General features: G+C 67.6%; 22 protein-coding genes and 4 pseudogenes. 12 read left to right on the top strand and 14 right to left on the bottom strand.

Annotation, left to right across the window (positions count from 1 at the left end; translation table 11 throughout):
- Entirely contained in the window at window positions 1-483 is a 483-nt protein-coding gene (locus tag ACFVUT_RS26290) for a CarD family transcriptional regulator (protein WP_006380568.1), read from the bottom strand.
- Window positions 484-1,266: 783 nt separating this feature from the next.
- Here ACFVUT_RS26290 and ACFVUT_RS26285 point away from each other — a divergent pair.
- Window positions 1,267-1,920: a DUF461 domain-containing protein gene (locus ACFVUT_RS26285; RefSeq protein ID WP_389654885.1), complete on the top strand. Its 654-nt coding sequence runs from the start codon at window positions 1,267-1,269 to the stop codon at window positions 1,918-1,920.
- A gap of 260 nt (window positions 1,921-2,180) precedes the next feature.
- Here the strand turns inward: ACFVUT_RS26285 and ACFVUT_RS26280 are convergent, their stop codons facing one another.
- Both ACFVUT_RS26280 and ACFVUT_RS26275 read right to left on the bottom strand, forming a co-directional pair.
- The gene (locus ACFVUT_RS26280; protein ID WP_030977814.1) at window positions 2,181-2,861 is read right to left on the bottom strand and encodes a response regulator transcription factor; all 681 of its coding nucleotides are present in this window, start codon (window positions 2,859-2,861) and stop codon (window positions 2,181-2,183) included.
- Window positions 2,858-4,132 carry a sensor histidine kinase gene (locus ACFVUT_RS26275; RefSeq protein ID WP_389654887.1) on the bottom strand — a complete coding sequence of 425 codons (1,275 nt, stop codon included), beginning with the start codon at window positions 4,130-4,132 and terminating at the stop codon, window positions 2,858-2,860. Before ACFVUT_RS26275 ends, ACFVUT_RS26280 begins: the two co-directional genes overlap by 4 nt.
- Before the next feature lie 196 nt (window positions 4,133-4,328).
- Between ACFVUT_RS26275 and phoU the strand changes: the two genes are divergently transcribed.
- Window positions 4,329-5,006 (top strand): phosphate signaling complex protein PhoU, encoded by a 678-nt coding sequence (gene phoU / locus ACFVUT_RS26270; protein WP_389654889.1) that lies wholly within the window; start codon window positions 4,329-4,331, stop codon window positions 5,004-5,006.
- 274 nt (window positions 5,007-5,280) lie between these two features.
- Window positions 5,281-5,430, top strand: coding sequence for a hypothetical protein (locus ACFVUT_RS26265; RefSeq protein ID WP_389654891.1), 150 nt, complete (start codon window positions 5,281-5,283; stop codon window positions 5,428-5,430).
- A 246-nt stretch (window positions 5,431-5,676) separates the two neighbouring features.
- On the opposite strand, the gene ACFVUT_RS26260 is transcribed toward ACFVUT_RS26265, so the two are convergent.
- Entirely contained in the window at window positions 5,677-6,342 is a 666-nt protein-coding gene (locus ACFVUT_RS26260) for a DNA-binding response regulator (RefSeq protein WP_389654893.1), read from the bottom strand.
- A gap of 67 nt (window positions 6,343-6,409) precedes the next feature.
- Between ACFVUT_RS26260 and ACFVUT_RS26255 the strand changes: the two genes are divergently transcribed.
- Window positions 6,410-7,252, top strand: coding sequence for an oxidoreductase (locus ACFVUT_RS26255; RefSeq protein WP_389654895.1), 843 nt, complete (start codon window positions 6,410-6,412; stop codon window positions 7,250-7,252).
- Here ACFVUT_RS26255 and ACFVUT_RS26250 read toward each other — a convergent pair.
- Window positions 7,237-8,616: an MDR family MFS transporter gene (locus ACFVUT_RS26250; protein WP_389654896.1), complete on the bottom strand. Its 1,380-nt coding sequence runs from the start codon at window positions 8,614-8,616 to the stop codon at window positions 7,237-7,239. The two genes, ACFVUT_RS26255 and ACFVUT_RS26250, sit on opposite strands and share 16 nt — an antisense overlap.
- Before the next feature lie 330 nt (window positions 8,617-8,946).
- Here ACFVUT_RS26250 and ACFVUT_RS26245 point away from each other — a divergent pair, with 330 nt between their 5' ends.
- On the top strand, window positions 8,947-9,705 hold the full coding sequence (locus tag ACFVUT_RS26245) for a phosphoglyceromutase (RefSeq protein WP_389654898.1): 759 nt from the start codon (window positions 8,947-8,949) through the stop codon (window positions 9,703-9,705).
- Between the two features lie 83 nt (window positions 9,706-9,788).
- Here ACFVUT_RS26245 and ACFVUT_RS26240 read toward each other — a convergent pair whose 3' ends face one another.
- The 9 genes and pseudogenes from ACFVUT_RS26240 to ACFVUT_RS26200 all read right to left on the bottom strand — a co-directional run.
- Window positions 9,789-9,950 carry a hypothetical protein gene (locus tag ACFVUT_RS26240; protein WP_239085975.1) on the bottom strand — a complete coding sequence of 54 codons (162 nt, stop codon included), beginning with the start codon at window positions 9,948-9,950 and terminating at the stop codon, window positions 9,789-9,791.
- A 549-nt stretch (window positions 9,951-10,499) separates the two neighbouring features.
- The gene (locus ACFVUT_RS26235; protein WP_389654900.1) at window positions 10,500-11,786 is read right to left on the bottom strand and encodes a tyrosine-type recombinase/integrase; all 1,287 of its coding nucleotides are present in this window, start codon (window positions 11,784-11,786) and stop codon (window positions 10,500-10,502) included.
- Window positions 11,786-11,986 carry a helix-turn-helix transcriptional regulator gene (locus ACFVUT_RS26230; protein WP_389654902.1) on the bottom strand — a complete coding sequence of 67 codons (201 nt, stop codon included), beginning with the start codon at window positions 11,984-11,986 and terminating at the stop codon, window positions 11,786-11,788. Before ACFVUT_RS26230 ends, ACFVUT_RS26235 begins: the two co-directional genes overlap by 1 nt.
- Before the next feature lie 2 nt (window positions 11,987-11,988).
- A complete protein-coding gene (locus ACFVUT_RS26225) occupies window positions 11,989-13,092 on the bottom strand; it encodes a replication initiator (protein ID WP_389671056.1) in 1,104 nt (367 codons plus the stop codon).
- A pseudogene (locus tag ACFVUT_RS26220) lies at window positions 13,054-13,343 on the bottom strand (replication initiator); the annotation flags it as partial. The pseudogene ACFVUT_RS26220 and the gene ACFVUT_RS26225, both read right to left, overlap by 39 nt.
- Before the next feature lie 128 nt (window positions 13,344-13,471).
- Entirely contained in the window at window positions 13,472-13,756 is a 285-nt protein-coding gene (locus ACFVUT_RS26215) for a SpdD-like protein (protein ID WP_389654904.1), read from the bottom strand.
- 43 nt (window positions 13,757-13,799) lie between these two features.
- Window positions 13,800-13,934, bottom strand: coding sequence for a hypothetical protein (locus tag ACFVUT_RS26210; protein ID WP_389654906.1), 135 nt, complete (start codon window positions 13,932-13,934; stop codon window positions 13,800-13,802).
- Between the two features lie 12 nt (window positions 13,935-13,946).
- Window positions 13,947-14,138 (bottom strand): mobile element transfer protein, encoded by a 192-nt coding sequence (locus ACFVUT_RS26205; protein WP_389654908.1) that lies wholly within the window; start codon window positions 14,136-14,138, stop codon window positions 13,947-13,949.
- An 18-nt stretch (window positions 14,139-14,156) separates the two neighbouring features.
- Window positions 14,157-14,591 (bottom strand): annotated as a pseudogene (locus ACFVUT_RS26200) (SpdA protein); the annotation flags it as partial.
- Between ACFVUT_RS26200 and ACFVUT_RS26195 the strand changes: the two are divergent.
- The 7 genes and pseudogenes from ACFVUT_RS26195 to ACFVUT_RS26165 form a co-directional block, all read left to right on the top strand.
- Window positions 14,588-14,731, top strand: a pseudogene (locus ACFVUT_RS26195) (NUDIX hydrolase); the annotation flags it as partial. The pseudogenes ACFVUT_RS26200 and ACFVUT_RS26195 sit on opposite strands and share 4 nt — an antisense overlap.
- A gap of 463 nt (window positions 14,732-15,194) precedes the next feature.
- Window positions 15,195-16,028 (top strand): hypothetical protein, encoded by an 834-nt coding sequence (locus tag ACFVUT_RS26190; RefSeq protein WP_389654910.1) that lies wholly within the window; start codon window positions 15,195-15,197, stop codon window positions 16,026-16,028.
- A 1,115-nt stretch (window positions 16,029-17,143) separates the two neighbouring features.
- Window positions 17,144-17,362, top strand: a pseudogene (locus ACFVUT_RS26185) (transposase); the annotation flags it as partial.
- Window positions 17,363-17,574: 212 nt separating this feature from the next.
- On the top strand, window positions 17,575-17,829 hold the full coding sequence (locus ACFVUT_RS26180; RefSeq protein WP_389671054.1) for a hypothetical protein: 255 nt from the start codon (window positions 17,575-17,577) through the stop codon (window positions 17,827-17,829).
- A gap of 10 nt (window positions 17,830-17,839) precedes the next feature.
- Window positions 17,840-19,216 (top strand): ISL3 family transposase, encoded by a 1,377-nt coding sequence (locus tag ACFVUT_RS26175; protein WP_389654914.1) that lies wholly within the window; start codon window positions 17,840-17,842, stop codon window positions 19,214-19,216.
- Between the two features lie 78 nt (window positions 19,217-19,294).
- Entirely contained in the window at window positions 19,295-20,203 is a 909-nt protein-coding gene (locus ACFVUT_RS26170) for an aminoglycoside phosphotransferase family protein (protein WP_389654916.1), read from the top strand.
- A 344-nt stretch (window positions 20,204-20,547) separates the two neighbouring features.
- The gene (locus tag ACFVUT_RS26165) at window positions 20,548-21,093 is read left to right on the top strand and encodes a GNAT family N-acetyltransferase (protein ID WP_389654918.1); all 546 of its coding nucleotides are present in this window, start codon (window positions 20,548-20,550) and stop codon (window positions 21,091-21,093) included.
- Window positions 21,094-21,301: the final 208 nt, after the last annotated feature.

Here is a 21,301-nt window from a genome sequence, read left to right as displayed (position 1 = left end):
TCAGGACGCGAGTACCTCGTCGAGCAGAGCCTCGGCCTTGTCTTCGTTCGTGTTCTCCGCGAGAGCGAGTTCGCTCACCAGAATCTGGCGAGCCTTGGCAAGCATGCGCTTCTCACCTGCGGAGAGTCCACGCTCGCGCTCACGCCGCCACAGGTCGCGAACCACTTCGGCGACCTTGATGACGTCGCCGGAGGCGAGCTTCTCCAGATTTGCCTTGTAGCGCCGGGACCAGTTCGTCGGCTCTTCGGCATACGGTGCGCGCAGCACCTCGAAGACCCGGTCCAGACCCTCCTGCCCGACCACGTCGCGCACACCTACGAACTCCGCATTGTCCGCCGGCACGCGAACCGTCAAGTCGCCCTGGGCGACCTTGAGCACCAAGTAGGTCTTGTCCACGCCTTTGATCTGGCGAGTTTCGATAGCCTCGATCAGCGCGGCCCCGTGATGGGGATAGACCACGGTGTCGCCAACCTTGAACGTCATGTGACAGGTACCCCTTCCGTGGCTATCAAGGGTAACACGAGAACAGCTTCTCCTGAATGGCGTTTTCGCAGGTCAGGGCATATCTCGGGGCTTGACAACAGCAACACGTACGTGCTGCGCAAGGCTCGCGGGAGACGGTATTCGCAGGTCGGAGCCGCTGTACGTGCGGGGCGAAACGCGTGCGTTACACACATCCGAACCCCTCTCCGAAGCGACCGAACGTCCCGTTTTGCCGGTTTCCGGGCGAGGAACTTTCCCTACTCCGTTCGGAGATCGATCACTCGTGCGGATGTAAGCGGATGTAAGTGTGACTGATCAATGGAATTGATCAGCGCTCCGGCGCGATCGGTTATGCGTACGGAATGCGCCACGCTTCATGAATTGATCACTGGCGATATGTGAACGGTGTGTGTCGACCGGTTTCACGCGGCACCGGCCCGACGATTCTCGGCCGGGTACCGGCCCGAACGACTCCCGCGGTTCCTGTCTCTGTTCCCTGCCCGCGCCTCGTGCCCGCGCGCGCCTGCACGCGCACCCCTGCCCCCTGTGCCGGTCCCGGTCCGTGTTCCGGTCCTGGTCGCCGTTCCGGTCTCGGCCCCCGTTCCGGTCTCGGCCCCCGTTCCGGTCCCGGCCCCGGGAAGTGCCGGGGCGGCAAGGGGCGGGTCGGGTGCGGGGCGGAAGGGACGGCTCGGTAGCCTAAGGCCGCTGACACACCCTTAGGGCGGCTTTACGTCGCCCGCCCTCCCCGTCCGAAGTCCGAACGTTCAAGGAGTTGCCGCCGCCGTGAGCCGCAGCCTTCGACACGGCGCCCTCGCCGCCACAGCCATCGTGTTCTCGATCGCCTCGCTCACCGCGTGCGGTGCGGGCAATGACGCCGCGACGCTCAAGGTCAGGCCGGACACTGCTGCCACCACTTCCGGTGACATCAGCATCCAGAACGCGAACCTCATCACCCAGCCCGAGCGCAACGCCGAGGGTCCGGCCGTCGTCTCCGCGACGCTGTTCAACAGCGGTACGAAGTCGCAGACCCTGGACTCCGTCACGCTGCCCGGCACGAGCGCCTCGGTGGAGCTGCACGCCGCCACGGGCTCCGGCCCCGTCGTGGTCCCGGCCGGCGGCAGGGTGGTCCTCGGCGGCCAGGGCAACGCGTCCGCCGTGATCCCGAACGGCCGCGAGGCCGCGCAGGTCGGCAACGCGCAGCCCGTCGTCTTCCGGTTCAGTTCGACCGGTGAGGTCTCGCTCAGCGCGTTCGTCGTCCCGGCGACCAGCTACTTCCAGGGCTTCGGCCCGAGCTCGGTGCCGACGCCGTCGCAGTCCCCGGCCTCCCCGTCCGCTTCCACCTCCGCGTCGTCGGGCGCTCCGGCGGGCGGGTCGGAGTCGGACAGCGGCGAGATCACCCCGAGCGACGCCGCGTCCGCCTCGGCACAGACGGACTGACCGCGGGCACGCACGCGGGTGCTTGGGCGCGTGGGCGGCCACGCGATCCGTGAACTGCGCGGCAGCGCGCACGCGGGTGCGTGCCGCACGGGCACGCACCCCGGCCGCGCGGTCCACACCCACCTCGCAGCGCGGTTCAGACCGAAGGCCGTACGCACACGCCCGTGCGTGAACGGCGAAGGGCGCCCTCCTGTTCGGGGCGCCCTTCGCCGTTCACATACACGGGCCGGCCGGGCGGCTCAGTCCACGCACGGGCCGGCCTACGGCTCGAACTTGTACCCCAGACCCCGCACCGTCACCAGGAAGCGCGGTGCGCCCGGGTCGGGCTCGATCTTGGCGCGCAGGCGCTTGACGTGGACGTCGAGGGTCTTGGTGTCGCCCACGTAGTCCGCGCCCCAGACCCGGTCGATCAGCTGCATACGGGTCAGGACCCGGCCCGCGTTGCGCAGCAGCATCTCCAGCAGGTCGAACTCCTTGAGCGGGAGGTCGACCTTGCCGCCGGAGACCGTGACGACGTGGCGGTCCACGTCCATCCGGACCGGTCCCGCCTCCAGGGCGGCCGGCGTGACCTCCTCCGGCTCACCGCGGCGCCGCAGCACGGCGCGGATGCGGGCGACGAGCTCCCGCGAGGAGAACGGCTTGGTGACGTAGTCGTCGGCTCCTATTTCCAGGCCGACGACCTTGTCGATCTCGCTGTCCTTGGCCGTGACCATGATCACGGGGACGTTGGACCGGCTGCGCAGCTGGCGGCAGACCTCCGTGCCGGGCAGGCCCGGCAGCATCAGGTCGAGCAGGACGAGGTCGGCGCCGTTGCGCTCGAACTCGTCAAGACCGTCCGGGCCCGTGGCCGCGATGGCGACTTCGAAACCCTCCTTGCGAAGCATGTAGGACAGAGCGTCGCTGAAGGATTCCTCATCCTCGACGACAAGCACTCGGGTCACGGAAGGACCTCCGGGGCAGGAAATGGTTCAAGGGTGTCGGGGTGAGCGGGGCCGTAGGGCCCCTCGTCTTCGTTGACGACGAGCGGTCCGCCCGAGCTGCGGTCCCGTTCCCGTGCGGCGCCCGCTTCGGGCAGCCGCAGGGTGAAGGTGGAGCCCTGGCCCTCCGAGCTCCAGACCGTGACCTCCCCGCCGTGCGAGGCGGCCACGTGCTTGACGATGGCGAGGCCGAGGCCGGTGCCACCGGTGGCCCGTGAGCGGGCCGGGTCGACGCGGTAGAAGCGTTCGAAGACCCGCTCGCGGTCCCTCTCCGAGATGCCGATGCCCTGGTCGGTCACGGCTATCTCGATCTGGTCCCCGCCGGGTACGGACACGTGCCTGGCGGCGATGCCCACTCGGGTACGGGCGGGGCTGTAGTTGACGGCGTTCTCGACGAGATTGCCGAGCGCCGCCGCGAGCTGGCCCCGGTTGCCCCAGATGCGGAGCTCCGCGGTGCCGCCCGCTGCCATGGTGATCTGCTTCGAGCCGGCCTGCTGGCGGCAGCGGTCGATGGCCTCGGCCACCAGCTCGTCCACCCGGACCGGCTCGGCGTCCTCCAGCGGGTCGTCGTTCTGCACCCGGGAGAGGTCGATGATCTCCTGGACGAGGTTGGTCAGCCGGGTCGCCTCGATCTGCATCCGCCCCGCGAACCGCTCCACGGCCTCCGGGTCGTCCGAGGCGTCCATCACGGCCTCGGAGAGCAGCGAGAGCGCACCGACCGGGGTCTTGAGCTCGTGGCTGACATTGGCGACGAAGTCGCGTCGTACCGCTTCAATGCGGCGGGCCTCGGTGAGGTCCTCGACCAGCAGGAGCACCAGCCGGGAGCCCAGCGGGGCGACCCGGGCGGAGACCGCGAGGGTCTCGCCGCGGCCCGTACCTCGCCGGGGGAGGTCCAGCTCGACCTGTCGTATCTCACCGTCGCGGCGGGTGTCCCTGGTCATGTGCAGCATCGCGTCGACGGCGAGCCGCCCGCCCCTGACCAGGCCCAGCGCGTACGCGGCGGAGCTGGCCTTGACCACGCCGTCGCTCTCGTCGAGCACCACCGCCGAGGAACTGAGCACGGACAGGACCGTGTCCACTCCGGGGGGCAGGGGTGCGTTGCTGTCGGGCCGCAGGGAGGTGCGCGTCGGCATCTTCTGGTCGCGCTCGCTCCAGCGGAACGCCAGCATGGCGATCACGCCGGTGCAGGCACCGCCGATCGCCGCTGCTGCGGCGACCGCCGCGTTCACGTCCATACGTCAAGGTTATGCGGGTCCGGGAGGACTCTCCCAGCCATCCGGGTGCGTATCCGAACACTCGTCGCCCAGAGTTCACCGAGGGGCAAGGGCCGGTTCACTTGGTCGGCCGAAAGCCGACGCGTATGCCGCCCAGGGTGGCAGCGTGGGGTTCATACCTGGCCCCGGCACTGGTGAGGACTGGAGAGGGACTTCCATGCGTGACGCATACCACGAGGAACTCGACTCGATCGGCGAAGGTCTGGTCGAGATGGCCCGGCTCGTCGGGTCGGCGATCGGCCGGGCGACGACGTCCATGCTCGACGCCGATCTCAAGCTCGCGGAGAGCGTGATCGCCGCCGACGAGAAGGTCGACGACCTGCAGCACGACCTGGAGGCGCGGGCCATCGCCCTGCTCGCCCGCCAGCAGCCCGTGGCGACCGATCTGCGGATCGTGGTCACGTCGCTGCGGATGAGTGCCGACCTGGAGCGCTCGGGCGACCTCGCCCAGCACGTCGCCAAGCTGACCCGGCTGCGGTTCCCGGAATCGGCGGTGCCGCGCGACCTGCACGCCACCATTCTGGAGATGGGCCAGCTGGCGCAGCGCCTGATGGCCAAGGCGGCCGAGGTGATCATCACCAAGGACGTCGATCTGGCGCTCCAGCTGGAGCAGGACGACGACGAGATGGACCTGCTCCACCGCACCCTGTTCCAGCACCTGATGGACGACCGCTGGAAGCACGGCATCGAGACGGCCGTCGACGTGACGCTGCTGGGCCGCTACTACGAGCGCTTTGCCGACCACGCGGTGTCGGTCGCCAAGCGCGTGGTGTACCTGGTGACGGGCGAGCACGCCGACGAGATCCAGCAGCCGGCACCGGTGGAGAGCGCGTAACCGGAAGCCGGGCCCGGCTGGGCAGGGCGGGGGGGCGGGCTGGGTCGGCTGGCCGGGGCGGCTGGCCGGACTGGCACGGCGGGGCGGCGGGGTGGTTCTTCGGCGGCGTACGCGGTCGCATCGGATCGCACATGTGTTTCTGCGCGCGTGCGCCGTTGATGCGCCCGCCCGGTTGGGCATGCAATGGGGTAGGGCGGCACGCCTTGTCCGTGCGCCCCGGTCGTACGCGCGTCGTTGTGGCGTACGGCCCTGTCGTACGCGAGGAGGAGGAACCATGGCCGATTCCCCCACGACCGACCCCCAGCAGGAGGCAGCCGCCGACGTGGTGCGCCTGACCGTGCTCGGCGCCTGCGGCTGCGGCTCGGGCTGCGGATGCGGCTGCCAGTCCGGGGCCCCGTGCCAGTGCGGTGGCTGCAGCGGCTGACCGGCCCCGGTCGGACGACGGGCGCGGAGCCGGGAGGGCGCCCCGCGCGAAGCGCACAGCTTCGCGCGGGGCGCCCTTCGCGTGCGGAACACGAAGTCCGCGGAACACGGAGACTGCGGAACACGGAGGCTACGGAACGCGGAGGCTACGGAACGCGGAAGGCTACGGAACACGGAAGGCTACGGAACACGGAAAGCAGCGGAGCACGGCGGGCAGCGGAGCACGGCGGGCATACGGTCGCTGCGGTCAGCGGGGCAGCCCCAGCTCGCCCGCACGCAACCCGGCCTGGAAGCGGGAGTCCGCTTCGAGTGCGGCCATCAGTTCGGCCACGCGCCGCCGGTAGGTGCGGAGCGAGACACCGAGCCGCCTGGCCGCCGACGCGTCGGTGAGCCCCGTACTCAGAGCTTTGAGGATCGCGCGGCCCTCGGCGTCGAGGTGAGGGACGTCGCTGCGCAGATAGGTTTCGAGATCGGTGGAGTTGTCCCAGATCGCCGAGATCAGCGAGTGGACGCCTTCGACCAGGATCTGTGACGTCGTCACGGTGTACTCACGGCCGGCTGGGGTCTCCCGGTCGGCCAGGATCATGACCCGCCGGTCGATGAGGATGGTCTCGTACGGCAGCGGCGAGCCGCTGATCCGAACCTCGGCCCCCTTGCTCTGCACCGCCCTCAGGTGCGCGCGGGCCTCCTCCTCGACGAGCGCCACGGGGCTGAGCAGCTTGCGCGTGGTGAAGGCCGGGGCAGGCGCCGCACGCATCCGTTCCTGGACCGATGCCCTGGCCTCCGGCTGGGACCAGGTCCTCAGATCCCGGGCGGCGCACAGGAACTCGGTGCACGCGGACGCGAAGAGATGACCGGCGCGCGCGACCAGCTCCGCGTCCCCCTGGACCGAGAACACCTGTTCATTCCGCACCCCGCCAGTCTGGCAGCAAACTGCCACGCACTCGCCCGGAACGGTGGCCGCGGACACCATGAGTCCCATGACGATCAAGACTTTCTCCCTCGGTGGAGACCTGACCATCAACCGGCTCGGCTTCGGCGCGATGCGCCTCGCCGTGGGTACCTTCGACGGTCCGACACGCACCTCGGAGAACGGCGTCGCGGTGCTCCGGCGCGCCGTGGAACTGGGCGTGAACCACATCGACACAGCCGGCTTCTACGGCCGGGAATCGGTGTGGGCCAACGAGCTGATCCGCACCGCGTTGACCCCCTACCGTGACGACCTGGTGATCGCGACGAAGGTCGGGCCGCTGCTCGGGCCGGACGGTGTGCCGAGCAGGCAGGCGACGCCCGACGAACTGCGCGGCCTGGTCGAGGCGGATCTGCGCTCACTCGGACTGGACCGGCTCGACCTGGTCTACCTGCGGGTGGGCGGGCTCGCCGAACCGGGTGGCGAGTCGATCGCCGAACGGTTCGCGGTGCTGGCCGAGCTCCGGGCGGAGGGGCTGATCCGGCACCTGGGCGTCAGCCATGTCGACGCCGCCCAGTTCGCCGAGGCTCGGGCGATCGCGCCCGTCACGGCGGTGCAGAACGAGTACGCCGATGACTCGGGGCTGCTCGCGGGGTGCGAGGCGGCGGGCATCGCTTACGTGCCGTACTTCCTGCTCGGCGGTGGCGGAAACCCGCTCGACACCGAACGGCTCGGCAAGGTCGCGGCACGCCTGGGCGCGACCACCGCTCAGGTGCAGCTCGCCTCGCTGCTGGCGACGTCTCCGTCGGTGCTGGCGATTCCGGGCACCGGTGTGCTCGACCACCTGGAGGAGAACCTCGCGGCGGGCGATCTCGACCTCAGTGACGAGGACCTGTCCTACCTGCGTGGCTGACGGGCCGGCTCCGGGAAGCCGCTCGGCCGCCCTGCCCTGCCCGTCGCCTGCACCGCCTCCGGCACCACCCCGGGCACCGCCTCCGGCTCCGGGGCCGGGGCCGGGGCCGGGGCCGGGGCCGGGGCCGAAGCCGCCACCGTCGACTCCGCCTCCGCCGCGGGAAGCCTGCGCATCAGCATCCCGTACCCGAGGGCGGCCCCGGTCCCCAGGACGGCGCACGTCCCCCACAGCCACTGCGCCCCGAACCGGTCGATCACCTGGCCCGACATCAGCGGCGCGACCAGCGCCGCCGCCGACCAGGACATCGTGTACATGCCCTGGTAGCGGCCCCGGCCCCGGGCGGGCGAGAGCCGCACCACGAGACTGCTCTGGATGGGCGAGTTGACGATCTCGGCGACCGTCCAGACGCAGATGGTCAGCGCGTACACGGCGACCGAACCGGCGAACGCGGTCAGCCCGAATCCGTACCCCGCCAGCAGCGACGACACGATCAGCAGCCGGCGCGGATCGCGGTGCTGGATGAAGCGCGTGACCGGGATCTGGAGCACCACGATCAGCACACCGTTGACGGCGATGGCGGTACCGAAGTCGGAACTGGAGAACCCGTCCGCCCCCATGGCCACCGGCAGCCCCATGTACCCCTGCTGGAAGATCAGGGCAATGACGAAGGACAGCCCGACGACGCCCATGAACCGTCCGTCGCGCAGCACGGTGGAGAGCCGGATCTCGTCTTCGTCGACTGCCCCGCGCCCGGACACCGCCGGCTTGTCGGGCCGCGACTCGGGCACCTTCATGAAGACGACGAAGGCGCAGGCCAGCGTCATCGCGGCCTCGCCCAGGAACCCGACGAGGTAGCTGTACTCGGCGATGAACCCGGCCCCGGCCGAGGAGACGGCGAAGCCGAGGTTGATCGCCCAGTAGTTCAGCGAGAAGGCCCGCACCCGGTCCTCGGGCCGGACGATGTCGGCCATCATGGCCTGCACCGCGGGCCGCGAGGCGTTGCTCGCCATACCGACGACGAAGGCGACGGCCGCGATCGCCGCCGGATGGACCATGAACCCGAGCACGGCCACGGACACGGCGGTCGAGGTCTGCGCGATGAGCATCGTGGGCCGGCGCCCCAGCCGGTCGGTCATCACCCCGGCCCCGAGTGAGGAGACGACCCCGCCGAGCCCGTGCAGCGCGACGACCAGACCTGCGTACGAGGCGGAGTACCCCCGGTCCATGGTCAGGTAGAGCGCCATGAAGGTGGCGACGAACGCCCCGAGACGGTTGACCAGCGTGCTGGTCCACAACCACCAGAACTGCCTGGGGAGACCGGACACGGACTCCCGTGCGGCCCGCCCGAGACCGGCGACAGACATGCGGAATCCCCCCGGGGACGTAAGGAACGGACACCACCGGTAAGAGGCCCGGCAGCTGTACGAACATTACGAACGCTGCTTTCCGGTGCGCCAGTCAATTGACGCCGACCGTCAATCCACCACACCCCCGGCTCCCCGCACCCCTCGCGCACCCCACCCGTCACGCCCGCGCACCCCACCCGTCACCCGCGCGTTCCCCCACCCGTCACCCGCGCGTTCCCGCACCCGTCACCCGCGCGTTCCCCTACCCTTCCCCCACCCCAGGCCGCCGCCTGTCCGCCCTGTGACCGGCCGCGCGGCGCCCGGACGGCTTCGATTACGCTCGGGCCCATGGCCGACGCACCGTACAAGCTGATCCTCCTCCGCCACGGCGAGAGCGAATGGAACGCGAAGAACCTGTTCACCGGTTGGGTGGACGTCAACCTCACGGAGAAGGGCGAGAAGGAGGCAGTCCGCGGCGGTGAGCTGCTCAAGGACGCCGGCCTGCTCCCCGACGTCCTGCACACCTCCCTCCAGAAGCGCGCCATCCGGACCGCGCAGCTCGCGCTGGAGTCCGCCGACCGCCACTGGATCCCCGTCCACCGCTCCTGGCGGCTGAACGAGCGCCACTACGGCGCGCTGCAGGGCAAGGACAAGGCGCAGACGCTCGCCGAGTTCGGCGAGGAGCAGTTCATGCTGTGGCGCCGCTCGTACGACACCCCGCCGCCCGCCCTTGAGGACGGCACCGAGTTCTCCCAGAGCGGCGACCCGCGCTACGCGTCGATCCCGCCGGAGCTGCGCCCGCGCACCGAGTGCCTCAAGGACGTCGTCGTCCGCATGCTGCCGTACTGGTACGACGGCATCGTCCCGGACCTCCTGGCCGGCCGCACGGTCCTGATCGCCGCCCACGGCAACAGCCTGCGCGCCCTGGTCAAGCACCTCGACGGCATCTCCGACGCCGACATCGCGGGCCTGAACATCCCGACCGGCATCCCGCTCGCCTACGAGCTGGACGCCGACTTCCACCCGGTCAAGCCGGGCGGCACGTACCTCGACCCGGACGCGGCGAAGGCCGCCATCGAGGCCGTGAAGAACCAGGGCAAGAAGTAGTAAGCAGAGCTGAAGAAGCCCCCCACCTGCGGGTTTTCCGCGTGGTGGGGGGCTTTTTGGTGCGCTGGGCCGTCTGTGGGCCGTCAGACTTGACCGCGCCAGAAGCGCACGCGGATGTCGAGCATGATCAGTAGAGCCGCCGGGATGGCGATCTCAGGGGATGCGTCTGCCCACAGCGCGAGTGCCCCGCCACCCGTGCCGATCAGAACAATCGGTAGATCACGTGGGTGGACGTCGATGCTCATGCCCGTACGTGGGACCATGAAGTTCTCCTGCTGTGCTTTGGTTACACCGGATCAAGGTCATGACTGAAAAGCGGCACGGAGGCGAATGCCGCCCCTAGCCGGGCGGCATTCTTATGCCGCTGAGACTTTGACATAGCTGCCACCCCTTAGCCAAATCTGCAGCACGGTCCGAGTGAATGCGGTAGGGCCGACGCAACTTCCACATCGACTGTAGAAATGTAGATGGATCTAGCAGGATGTAGCGGCTGTCTATCTCCATGGATGAATTGTCCACGCCCGTGGACGTGGACAACGCGGTGAGGCCGCTCAGGTTGACCTGACCAGGTCAGGGCTGGTTCCACGGCCAGCCCTCTCGCAGGTGACCCACTGACATTTGCGTACCTACACCCGACGCCCCCGACGCCCCGTTCTCTAGCGTGCGTGCAATACGAGGTTCCAATACGAGGTTGCAATACGAGGTTCCAATACGAGGTTCCAATACGAGGTTCCAATACGAGGTTGCAATACGAGGTTGCAATACGAGGTTGCAATACGAGGCCATGATGCACACTAGGCACCCCCGTGAGTACCAGCACCTGTAGCAGCTGCTCTAGCGGAAGACATTGCCGAAGCCTCAGATTTGTACGTTGCAGCAACTGCACTCCGAGTACGCTCCTGGCTCGACGGCAGCAGGTGCGCGTACACCCGCAGCGTCAAGCCAGGGTCCGAGTGGCCGAGGTACTCGGCAAGCGCCTTGATGTTCTCCCCGGCGTCCAGCAGCACCGACGCGTAGAAGTGCCGCATGGCGTGCATGCCGTTCTCGCGTGACTCGGCGTGCGGAGCGCCGGCTGCCGAGGTCGGGATGACTCCAGCCGAAGCCAGGGCCGGTTTCCACGCTTCCTCGTTCAACGAGGTACGCCAGACATGACCCCCACGCGGTCCCATGAAGATGAGCCGCTTGGTCACCAGCGGTCCGCCCGCGACCTTCCACGGCAACGTGATCTCGACCGGCGGGAACTGCCTCATGTGTGCCCGCAGTGCGTCAGCGACAGGACCGGGGAGCGGCACATCCCGCAGCTTGCCGCCCTTGGGCGGAGCGAAGACGGGCTTGCTGCGGCTCAGCTTGAGCTGCTGGACGACGTGCAACGTGCCCGACCGGAAGTCGATCGAGTCCACCGCGACGCCCAGGATCTCGCCTTGCCGCAGGCCGCAGCCGCCGCCCAGGTCGACCATCGCCTGATACCGCTCCGGCATGCCCGCACGCACCGCGAAGAGCCGTTCCGTCGACCACGGCGTGACGCGCTTCGTGTCCACGGTCGGCGGCCGCACCGAGCGGGCAGCGCAAGGGTTCCGAGGAAGGTGCCCGTCGTCCACGGCCGCGCTCAGTGTCGCCCGCACGTTGGAGTAGATCGTCCGAGCGTACGAGCCACGCACGCCCTTCGCCTGAAGCTGCTGAACCCAGTCGCGGATGTGCGCCGGCTGGAACGAACCGAGCGGACGCGTGCCGAGGTACGGAAACGCATGCAACCGGAGCTGCAACTCCATCGACGCTTGCGTGTTGGGGTCGTCCCCTTGCGTGGACACCCAGCCCTCCGCGTACTGCTGGAAGGTGGTCCGGGCCGCGCGAGGATCGATGTACTGACCCCGCGCCATGTCCGCTTCGGTATGGGCCAGCCACTGATCAGCGAGCCGCTTCTGTCGGTCCGGGAAGCTCTTCGACTTCTCCGTGCCGTCCGGCCCGACGTAGCGCGCACGGTAACGGGAACCCAAGCCGTAGCGATCCGACTTCACCTTTCGCGGCTTACCGTCAGGGCCGGTCACGGTCACGAACCAGCGGTCCTGGATGTGTCCGGCCATCAGGCAGCCGCCTCGCTCCGGCGGGAGTCGACCCAGGCCCGTACGTCGTCGGGGTCGAAGCGTAGGTGCCGGCCGACACGGAGGCCGCGGGGGCCGGTCCGCTTCCGGCGCCACTGGTAGACCGTCTCGACGCTGGGCAGCTCGAACATCTCGACCAGGTCGTCAGGCGTCAGATAGCGACGCGGCAGAGGAAGCGCCATGGTCACCACTCACCCTCGTCGACCAGCTCCGCCATGGCTGCACGGGCGGTCTCGCGGTTGAGCTGGAGACCACGGGCGATGGTCGCGGCGAGGACGGATTCGCCGGGCGAGTGACCGTGGCCGGCGTACTGCCAGTCGGCCAGGACGAGCACGGTGTCCGGGATGCGGTCCTCCAGGCCGAGGGACTGCCATTCCTGCGCGGCACGGAAGTCGGCGCGGGCCTGGCGGAGCTCGCCGAGGGTGGTCGAGTAGCGGCGGGACTTCGAAGAGAAGTGCCCGCGGAACCCGAGCATGTGCGCCCAGGCCCACAACCGACGTTCGGGGTAGAGCGGATCGAGGAGGTGGCATGCGGCAATGAGACGGCGGGCGTGGTCGGGAACGCTGTGGCGATCGAGTTCGGAGAGCTCACCAATGCGGCGGTCCAGAGTGCCGGTGTTCTCCGCCGCTTTGGTGGCGTACTTCGCGACGTGGGACGCCACAGCCTGTTCGGTGACGTCGGAGCCGTCGCCAAAGGCAACGACCGGGCGGACGTCGAGTTGTGTGCCCCAGCGGAAGGTACGAGCGGGCTGATCGTCGGCGGCGGGAGCGGACACCGAGGTGTAACTGTGTCGAGCGGCTGCGCGTATTGAGTCGGTGAGCAGGTCGAGGGTGGCCCAGGACGGAGGAAGGGTGCCGGGCCCGTTCGGCCCGTCGATCCGCATCACGGTGTGGAAGTGGATCGCCCCACGCTTCTGAAACTCCGCGACTTTGCCGTACGAGAGCCGGGCAGATTCCTTCAGTTCCACCTGCGTGAGTCCGGCGCGGGCCGCGATTTCCCGTCGGAGGCGAGTGGTGAACCGCATCCAGAGGTCGCCGGCGTGGTTGTTGAACAGGACCGATCCGGCGTAGTCGCACGTCTCGGGGTTCAGGGCGGTACCGAGCTCGGATGCATGCAACGGCAGGTGCCACTGTCGGGCCGATTGTGAACCGGGCCGAAGGACGGAGCGGTCAGGGTAGCGAAGACGCGGGGGTGTTCCCGGACGGTGGCGGGGACATCGCGGCGGTCGTCTCCGGCCAGGCCCGCGCGGATCAGGTGGTAGGTGTCTCCGGCGTACGTCCAGGCGCAAGAGGGGCAGCGGGAAGCGCGGCGGTTGCCGCAGGCGAGGCGGAGACGTCCGCCGGGCTCGGTCTCGGTCGAGTAGTGGTGAAGGGTCTCGCCGGTGGTCTTGTCCTTGGTGAGGGTCCAACCGGTCAGGTGAATTGGGTCGGAGCAGCCACCGGTGCGGCGGATCTGGTCCTCCCAGCGGTGGAACTCGGGGGCCGAGGCCGCCCTCAGCAGGTCGCCGAGGGTGAGCCGGTCGAGCTGCGACTCAGGCATGTGCACTCCCCCGGCGGCGGGCGGTGCGGTCGGTCATGATGGTGCTTCCTTCCGGATCTGTGTTTCGGGCAGGAGCACGGCTTCCGGGCAGCGGATGCTTGGCGGTATCGAGGCCGCCCGGAAGCCGGTCAGCGGTGGTTCTGCGACGCCACGAGCGACCGGATGACCAGAGCGCTGATAGCGAGCGACGCGGCGGTGACGGCGACCGCGAGGAGCATGGAGACCAGGACCGCGCCGACGACCAGGACCACGGCCGTACCGCCACCGATGACGGCGACGACGGCACCGGGCGTGAGCTGAACCGTGGGACGTACGGGAGCCGTAGGGGCCGGGGTCTGGTGCGGCACGGCGGGAACGTCGCTCCGGACGGTTCCGGTCGGCAACGGGTTGGTGGGGTTCCTCGGGCGGAACATGGCGGTTCTCCCTTCGGTCGGGGTTACTTGACGGCGGTGTCAATCACGGGGCCAGGAGGCTGCCGGCGAGTAGGTAGCCGCCGAGCAGCAGCACGAGCACGAGCCACCAGGGCGGGCGGATCAGCTTCACGCCGAGCCAGCCGACGGCGATCAGGGCGAGCCAGAGCGGTACTTCCATGGCGGGTCTCCTTCAGCGGACCTTGCAGCGGTGGGTACGGGCGGCGAGCTGCGCGGCGGACTGGCTGCTGAAGTCGGACGACCAACCGCAGCGATCGGCGGTGCACACGGCGGCGTGCTGGGTGCGGCCGTGCCGATCGCGGTGGGTACCGATCTGCACCGGTCCGATCCGCATCACGGAGTGGAAGTGGTCGCGGGCAGGCATGGTGGGTCTCCTCTCGGGTTAGGCGAGCTGGGCGGCAATGGCGGCTGCGAGTTGGGGCGGGACTCCGAGGCGGGCGCGGAGGATGTCGGTGTCGATCGGTGTGCCGGTACGGGCGCGGTGGTCGTCGGCGACCTTCCGGGCATGGGCAACAAGCGCGGCCGGCACGGGCGGAGATGTGTCGGCGGGAGGCGGGACCGGAGACTCATCAGCCGCAGGAATCGGCGCTGGTTCCAGCCCCGGGGCCTGTTCCTCGTTGACGAGCTCCAGCGCCAAAGAGTCAGCCGCAGGCACCGCAGGAACGGACATCCGGTCCTCCACCGGGGTCTCGGTGTGGGCGAGGAGCGTCCCGCCGAGAAAGGCGAGCGCGGGCCATCCGGCGATACCGAAGCGCAACCAGGCCTGAGGGTGCGCAAGATCGAGGCACCCGGCGGTGGCGACGTTGGCACCGAGCGACCGCGGTCGGCTGGCTCACGCCGGACGAGGTCACCGAGTGGATGTCCGAGGTCTACGCGATCCGGCTGCTGGATGCCCTCGACGGGAACGGGCCCCACGTGCGGAGCCATGACGGCAAGCACCTGACGCCGGTGCGATAGAACTTTCTCTACTTCATCAAGGCGGCTCGCTCCGCTCCCCGCGCGCGGCCCGGGCACCGGCCGGGCCTGCGCTCCTGTCTCCGCCCCGCTCCAGCCCGGCCGGCATCCGTACCGCGCTCAAAGCACACAGCCGCTTGGTGTGAGAGAAGGGGCCGTCGTGACTGGGGTGGTCGGCTCCACGGCTTTAGGCGGCCACTTTGGCGCGAGCCTCAAAGATCATGGCCCCAACGTCATGCTTTAACGGGCAGGTCCACAGACTTCCCGACTCGCAGGAAGCTTACGGGGCCATGATTACTCGCGCCAAAGCAGCTCCAACCCAAAGCCGTTCCGCCGGCCTCGCACTACTGGCAGAATCATCGACACCAGCTAAACCATGAGGAACACCAAAGCCTGAGCAGAAAGCGCGAAAGTCGACTCATCAGGAATTTCTGACAAAGCCAGCGAAAGTGAGAGAGTTCACCAGATGAACACCGCAGAATTTGCCGAGCTGATTGATCACTACCTGAGCCAGCTAGGCTCACGAAATGAACACCATCGATTCGAGCGACTGTGTACCGAAATTGCCCGACGCCGCATAGCTAAGAATTTGCTGGTAGCCACTGGGCCGGTGAGCTCAGGTGGCGACGGAGGGAGGGACGCGGAAAGCTTCGAAAGCACCCTTCCATACGAAGTCTCCACCTGGTTTTCACTTCGGGCTACCACCGCGACCGTGGCCGTAGCTTGCAGCCTCGAAAAAGAGTATGCCAAGAAGATAAGAAACGATGTGGAAAGAATCGCTGCATCTTCGGACCGCAAATTCAGCCGAATCATATTCTTCTCCAATCAGCCCATCCCATCCGGCAAGAGAATGAAACTCGCCAATGAGCTATCCCTCAATGAGCGCACGCTAGCCATTTGGGATCGCGCCGCAATATCTCATGCCCTGTCGGAGCCGGACATGCACTGGGTAGCCCACCATTATCTAGACATTCCGGCGGAGCTAGTGGAAAGCGTACAACCGACAGAAAACCCAGAAGGAGCCCCAATGGAAGAAATATATTACATGCCGGGACAAGCGCTTGTAGATGTAATTGATTTCGCCCTGACGATACCGAAAAACTATAGCTGCTCCAATTCCATCGAACTAACGGAGCTGCAGCGTCGATATGTAGCCTTGCACCTTGCATTAGACGGACTTCCTCTTACCAGGCAGCACGCTTATGAATTGAGTCGAAAATCCGACGAGGCGGCGAAGAATCTGCGTGATATGGGAAGCTCCGGCGCGGAAGCGCTTGGGGCGATGGGACTACTTGATTAAGTTGCTTCGGGACATCGAGGCCGCGCGCCACAACCGTGCCACACCGAGCGGTCAACCACGGTCAACGACGGGGCGCCGCGGCCGAGATGCGCCGATGCTCTGAGCGGCTCCTGCCGCCTGGTTGTGACCTGCCCGCTCTCACAGCCCAATACGTCCGCCCCTGAGCGATAGCCGTGAATGTCTACGTAACTGCGTGACAACGCCCGCGGACAACGGCACACACCTGCGGACCATCACAGCAGGTGAGAGCCACGCCGGCCCAAGGTCGAGCGACCAACCAAGTTGCTTCGGGGCGAAGAGGCCCTCACTCTTCGATTGCCTGCCGAAGGGCGGTCTCACGCGCTTCACTGGCTTGCTGAAGTCTGGCTGCTTCAGCGTTGACGTCAGGGCTCCCAGTCACCTACCGGCCCGTGCGCACGAACATGCTCGACCACTCTCAACCGAGCTGCGTACACGTCGAGGTGTAGAGCAACCAAGGCCCGCGGAAGGTGAATGTCGACCATGAGCGGAGGCTAGAGGCCAGAACCTCAGCTTGGGAAGCTTGGGTCCTTAGCGGCGGATAGTGGGCTGACCTGCGGCGAAGTGGCGTCGGCGTCCTGGTCGCATCCAAGTCAAGTTCCTGCTGCTCCCCGTGGTTCCCCGCAGGATCTGGCACGCGAGTGGCACGGTTCCTTCGCCTCGAACGTCCCTTGGCGGACTGGCCCCCGGAGTGTCTGAGCCTCAGCCGACGACAGTCAGCCACGACGGCGGGCGCGCCGACCGACCATGCACGTGTGTGCCTCGCTGCACCCCCACCAGCCTCAGCCACGCTGCCATGCCGTCGACCGGAGCTAGCCGCGCCGGTGGAGGCATGGCGGTGAGACCTTGGGAGAGCGGCTTGGAAGGGGAGCATGGTCAGCGCGCGGTTCGTCGGGCGCTCATGGCAGCAGCCGCACCACGGATGTCAGACCGGCCAGGAACCACCACTACGCCAGACTCGACATGAGTGTCTAACCTCGGGCTTTCGCGAGGTGGGTTGTCCGATGCTTGATCAAATAAGCGGAGAGTGCTCCTGACCTGCAACGATGGGACTTGTCTAGGGTCCTTTTGGCTGCACGGGAAGAAGCACTCTCCAGGTGAGTAAGCGTATCGGGTTGTACCCGCGTGTTCGCGTCGAGGGCGGTGGCAGCGGGGCGGTCTCGCAGGCCGGGGCGGTGCTGTTGGTCGAGAGTGTCCGCAAGTTGGGCCTGGACACCGCGATATCGACGGCGTTGGCGCCGTGGCGCAAGCCGCGGGCGGTGCATGATCCGGGCAAGATCCTGCTGGATGTCGCGCTCGGAGTCGCTCTGGGCGGTGGCTTCGTGCATGTCTAGGAACAGCAGATGTGGACGGGGTTGGGAGGCGGTTGGTGATCTTTCGCCGCCTGGATGTCGATGAGAAATGGGTTCTGGCACAGATCTTGGGGAGTCGTCGCGGAGTGTTACCCCGATGTTCGATTGCGAGGACCGGGTTCGCTTGAGACCGCGTACGCCTTGTTGTCCGTCGATCAGAAGTGACGCTCCCTCAGGTGTCTGTTGGCCGCTGCTGCGGTCGGTTGTGGGCGGTGATGGTGCTGGTTATGCAGACCGATGCACCGTTCTGGGACTCGCTGGTGTTCGCCGGCGTCGACGACGTGGATGTCGAAACGGTGACGGCCGCGTTCGGCACCGTCGAGGTGGTGGCGAGAGGCCGCGTGACCGAGGCTGCATGTCCGGACTGCGGTCGCTTCTCGGACCGAGTCCACGACCGTTACCAGCGCAGGCTGAGACCTTCCGCTCGCTGATCAGGGCTTTGTGATCCGGCTGACTGTCCGGCGCTTCGTCTGCGGAATGGCGGACTGCCCGCGCCGGACGTTCGCCGAGCCGTTCTCCCGGCTGGCCGCCCCGCACGCACGGTTCACAACTCGGCTCAACCACGCCTTGGAGCGAGTGGGGCTCGCGCTGGCCGGGCGGGCCGGCGCCCGGCTGGCGGCACAGCTGGGCTTCGGCGCGGGACGGATGACCTTGTTACGCAGGGTCATGGCCTTGCCCGATCCACGGTTCAGCACGCCGCGTGTGCTGGGCGTGGACGACTTTGCGATCCGTCGTGGCCAGACCTACTCCACCGTCTTGACCAGCGTCGAAGACCATCGCGTGGTCGATGTGCTCCCGACGCGTGAAGCCGGACCACTGGCCGCGTGGCTGGTCCGTCACCCCGGCGTGGAGATCATCTGCCGGGATCGGGCGGGCGCCTACGCCGAGGGCGCCCGGCGCGGTGCCCCCGACGCTCTGCAGGTCGCAGACCGGTTCCATCTGTGGCAGGGCCTCGGCCGAGCCGTGGAGACCTGCGTCGCCGCCCATCGCGACTGCCTACACAATCCTTCACCCAGCGGCATGCTGCCGGAGGCTACCCGACTGGCTTCCGGTCGGCCGCAGGACGACTCGGTGCCCGCCGGCCGGCGGGCCGAGCGGAAGAAGGCAGCACATGCCCTGGTCCACAAGATGCTCGCCCAGGGCCACTCACGCCGGGCGATCGCCCGGCACCTGGGCTGGGGCCTCAACACCGTGCTCCGATACGCGAACGCCGCCCGCTGGCAGGACACCATCCGCGACAATCGGCCCCGGCCCAGCAGGCTGGACCCCTACAAGCCCTACCTGGAACGACGATTCGCCGAGGGATGCACCAGCGTCACCCGACTGCACAGCGAGCTGGTCGACGAGCAAGCACCGGTCACCTATGGCATGGTCCGCGCCCACATAGCCACATTGCGCGGGGCTCCGTCCGTGGCGCCGCCCCGGCCGCCGACAGTACGGCAAGTGACCGGCTGGCTCACCCGCCACCCCGCGACCCTGACCGAGGAAGACCGGGCCGGTCTGAAGGAGGTTTTGGTCCGCTGCCCCGAACTGGACACGGCCGCCGGACACGTCCGCGATTTCGGCGAGATGCTCAGCGGCCGCCTCAGCGCCACGCTCCCTGCCTGGATCGACGCCGTCGACGACAGCCGGCTACCCGGGCTCACCGGTTTCGCACTTCACCTGCTCCGAGACCTCGACGCCGTGACCGCCGGGCTCACCCTGGACTGGAGCTCAGGCAGCATCGAGGGAGCCGTGAACCGCATCAAGAAGATCAAAAGGCAGCTCTACGGCCGAGCCGGATTCGAACTTCTCCGCAAGATGATCCTGCTCCAGTAACGCTCCGAGACGACTCTCTGTACCAGAACCTCAGAAAGTCACTGGCTTCTCGTTCCTTCTTGCGGTGAGACTTCCGACGTGACGCTTCACGAGGATGAGATCCCAGTCGACGAGACGCTAGTCCGGTCGCTGCTGAAGGCCCAGCGCCCAGAGTGGGCTGACCTGCCGTTGTCGCCCGCCGGCGCGGGCACGGACAACACCATGTATCGGCTGGGCAATGACCTGCTCGTGCGACTCCCACGAACCGCCGACAAGGGACAGTCCGTGCGAAAGGAGCAGGAATGGCTTCCTCGCCTGGCGCCCCTACTTGCATCTCCGATTCCCGAGCCCGTCCACGCCGGGACGCCCACCAACGTCTTCCCTCTAGTCTGGTCGGTCTACCGCTGGATTGACGGTGACGAGGCCAGCCCTTCCACCGTCCAGGACTGGGCCGCCTTCGGAGCCGACCTGGCGGCGGTCGTGCGGGAACTCCACGACATTGACCTCATGGGTGCGACTCGTGCAGATGACCTCAGCTGGTACCGCGGAGGCAGCTTGGGGCCATGCGACCAGTGGATCGCCAGGTGTCTCAACGATTGCCGAACCACTGTGGGTTCTGAGGTCGACGTTGACTCCCTAGAACAGTTGTGGCGAGCCGCGCTCGCACTGCCCGAGCCCTCCGGACCCCACGTATGGCTCCACGGCGACCTCAAGCCGACCAACCTCTTGGTCCGCGAAGGCAAGCTCCATGCAGTCATCGACTTCGGAGGACTCTCGGTCGGCTTTCCCGACGCCGAGCACTCCACACTCTGGGACCTCCCGCCACAAGCACGACAGGCCTACTGGGACACCTTGAACCTGGACGATGCGACCTGGGCCCGCGCCCGCGCCTGGGCGATCGCGGTGGGCGTCAGCGGCATCTCCTACTACCGACACACCTTCCCCGCTTTCGTTGCCGAGTGCCAAGCACGACTTCGAGCAATCCTCATTGACGCCACCGCTCGTTGAGTGGCCTCCCCGGTCCGAGAGGAAGGGGCATACGGCGCAGGACCAGTGAAAGGCGACGGGACGCCGCGCGAAATGGAGCACTACCGCCGACATGCTCTGAGCCCGGCTCATCTCACCGAGTCTGCACCGCCCTGGTCACAGCGCCATCAACAGCTCACTTCCGATGAAATGGGGCATCAAGCCTGAATCTCACAATCGAACACCGAGATGACGCTCCGCGACCACTCCCCAAGATCTGTGCCAGAACCGAGAAATGACGGCACTCCCTGCGGTGGAAGCCGACTCACTCAACTGCTGGGGAAAACCGACGTGACAGGCGATGTTTGCTGAGGAAGACTCGCGCCGTGCGCGATCGTGTGGATACTTCCTCTGGCCTGGTGTTGCGGGGATGGAGGGCCGAGGATGCCTGGGGGGTGGTGGCCGCGTTCGCGGATCCGCTCATGCGTGGCCAGGCCAGCGAGCCAGTCAATTCTGTCCAGGCTGCCGAACGGTGGATAACGGCTCGCGATGACCAGTGGGCTGCGGACTCTGCCTATTCCTTCGCCGTCGTCGATGGCGATGACCTCGTTCTGGGCCAGGTGTGTGTCAGCCAAGTGGATCGGCGTCATGCCACTGGATGGGTGTCCTATTGGACGACTGCAACGGCTCGTGGCCGGGGCATTGCTTCCTGTGCCTGCCGTGCCGTGGCCCGCTGGGCTTTCGACGACGCGGAACTCTTCCGGCTGGAGCTTGGACACCGTGTGAACAATCCCGCCTCATGCCGAGTGGCCCGCGCTGCTGGCTTCGCGGTGGAAGGACAGCAACGGCAGAAACTCGAATACGACGGCGTCCGCTTCGACGTGGAACTCCATGCCCGTCTGGCATCGGATACGGAGCCCGCGTCGTTGTGAGGCTCGCTCTCGCCTGTGGCACGTGTTTGGTGGAGTTGCGCCAGAGGCGGTGCGGTTGAGCCCGCCGCCCGCGAGGGCAGACGGGCCGACAGGTGAGTGCCTGTATCAGCTGGCCTTAGAGCTCATAACACGATCTTGCTGAAACGTCCTGGTGGGCCGTAACCGGTGTGATGATTCGGCCGTTCGAGAAGGTGTGGGTACTCGACCG

The organism is Streptomyces sp. NPDC058051 (assembly GCF_042885475.1).
In the GTDB taxonomy this organism is placed as follows: domain Bacteria; phylum Actinomycetota; class Actinomycetes; order Streptomycetales; family Streptomycetaceae; genus Streptomyces.
This window is presented reverse-complemented; position numbering and strand designations above follow the sequence as displayed.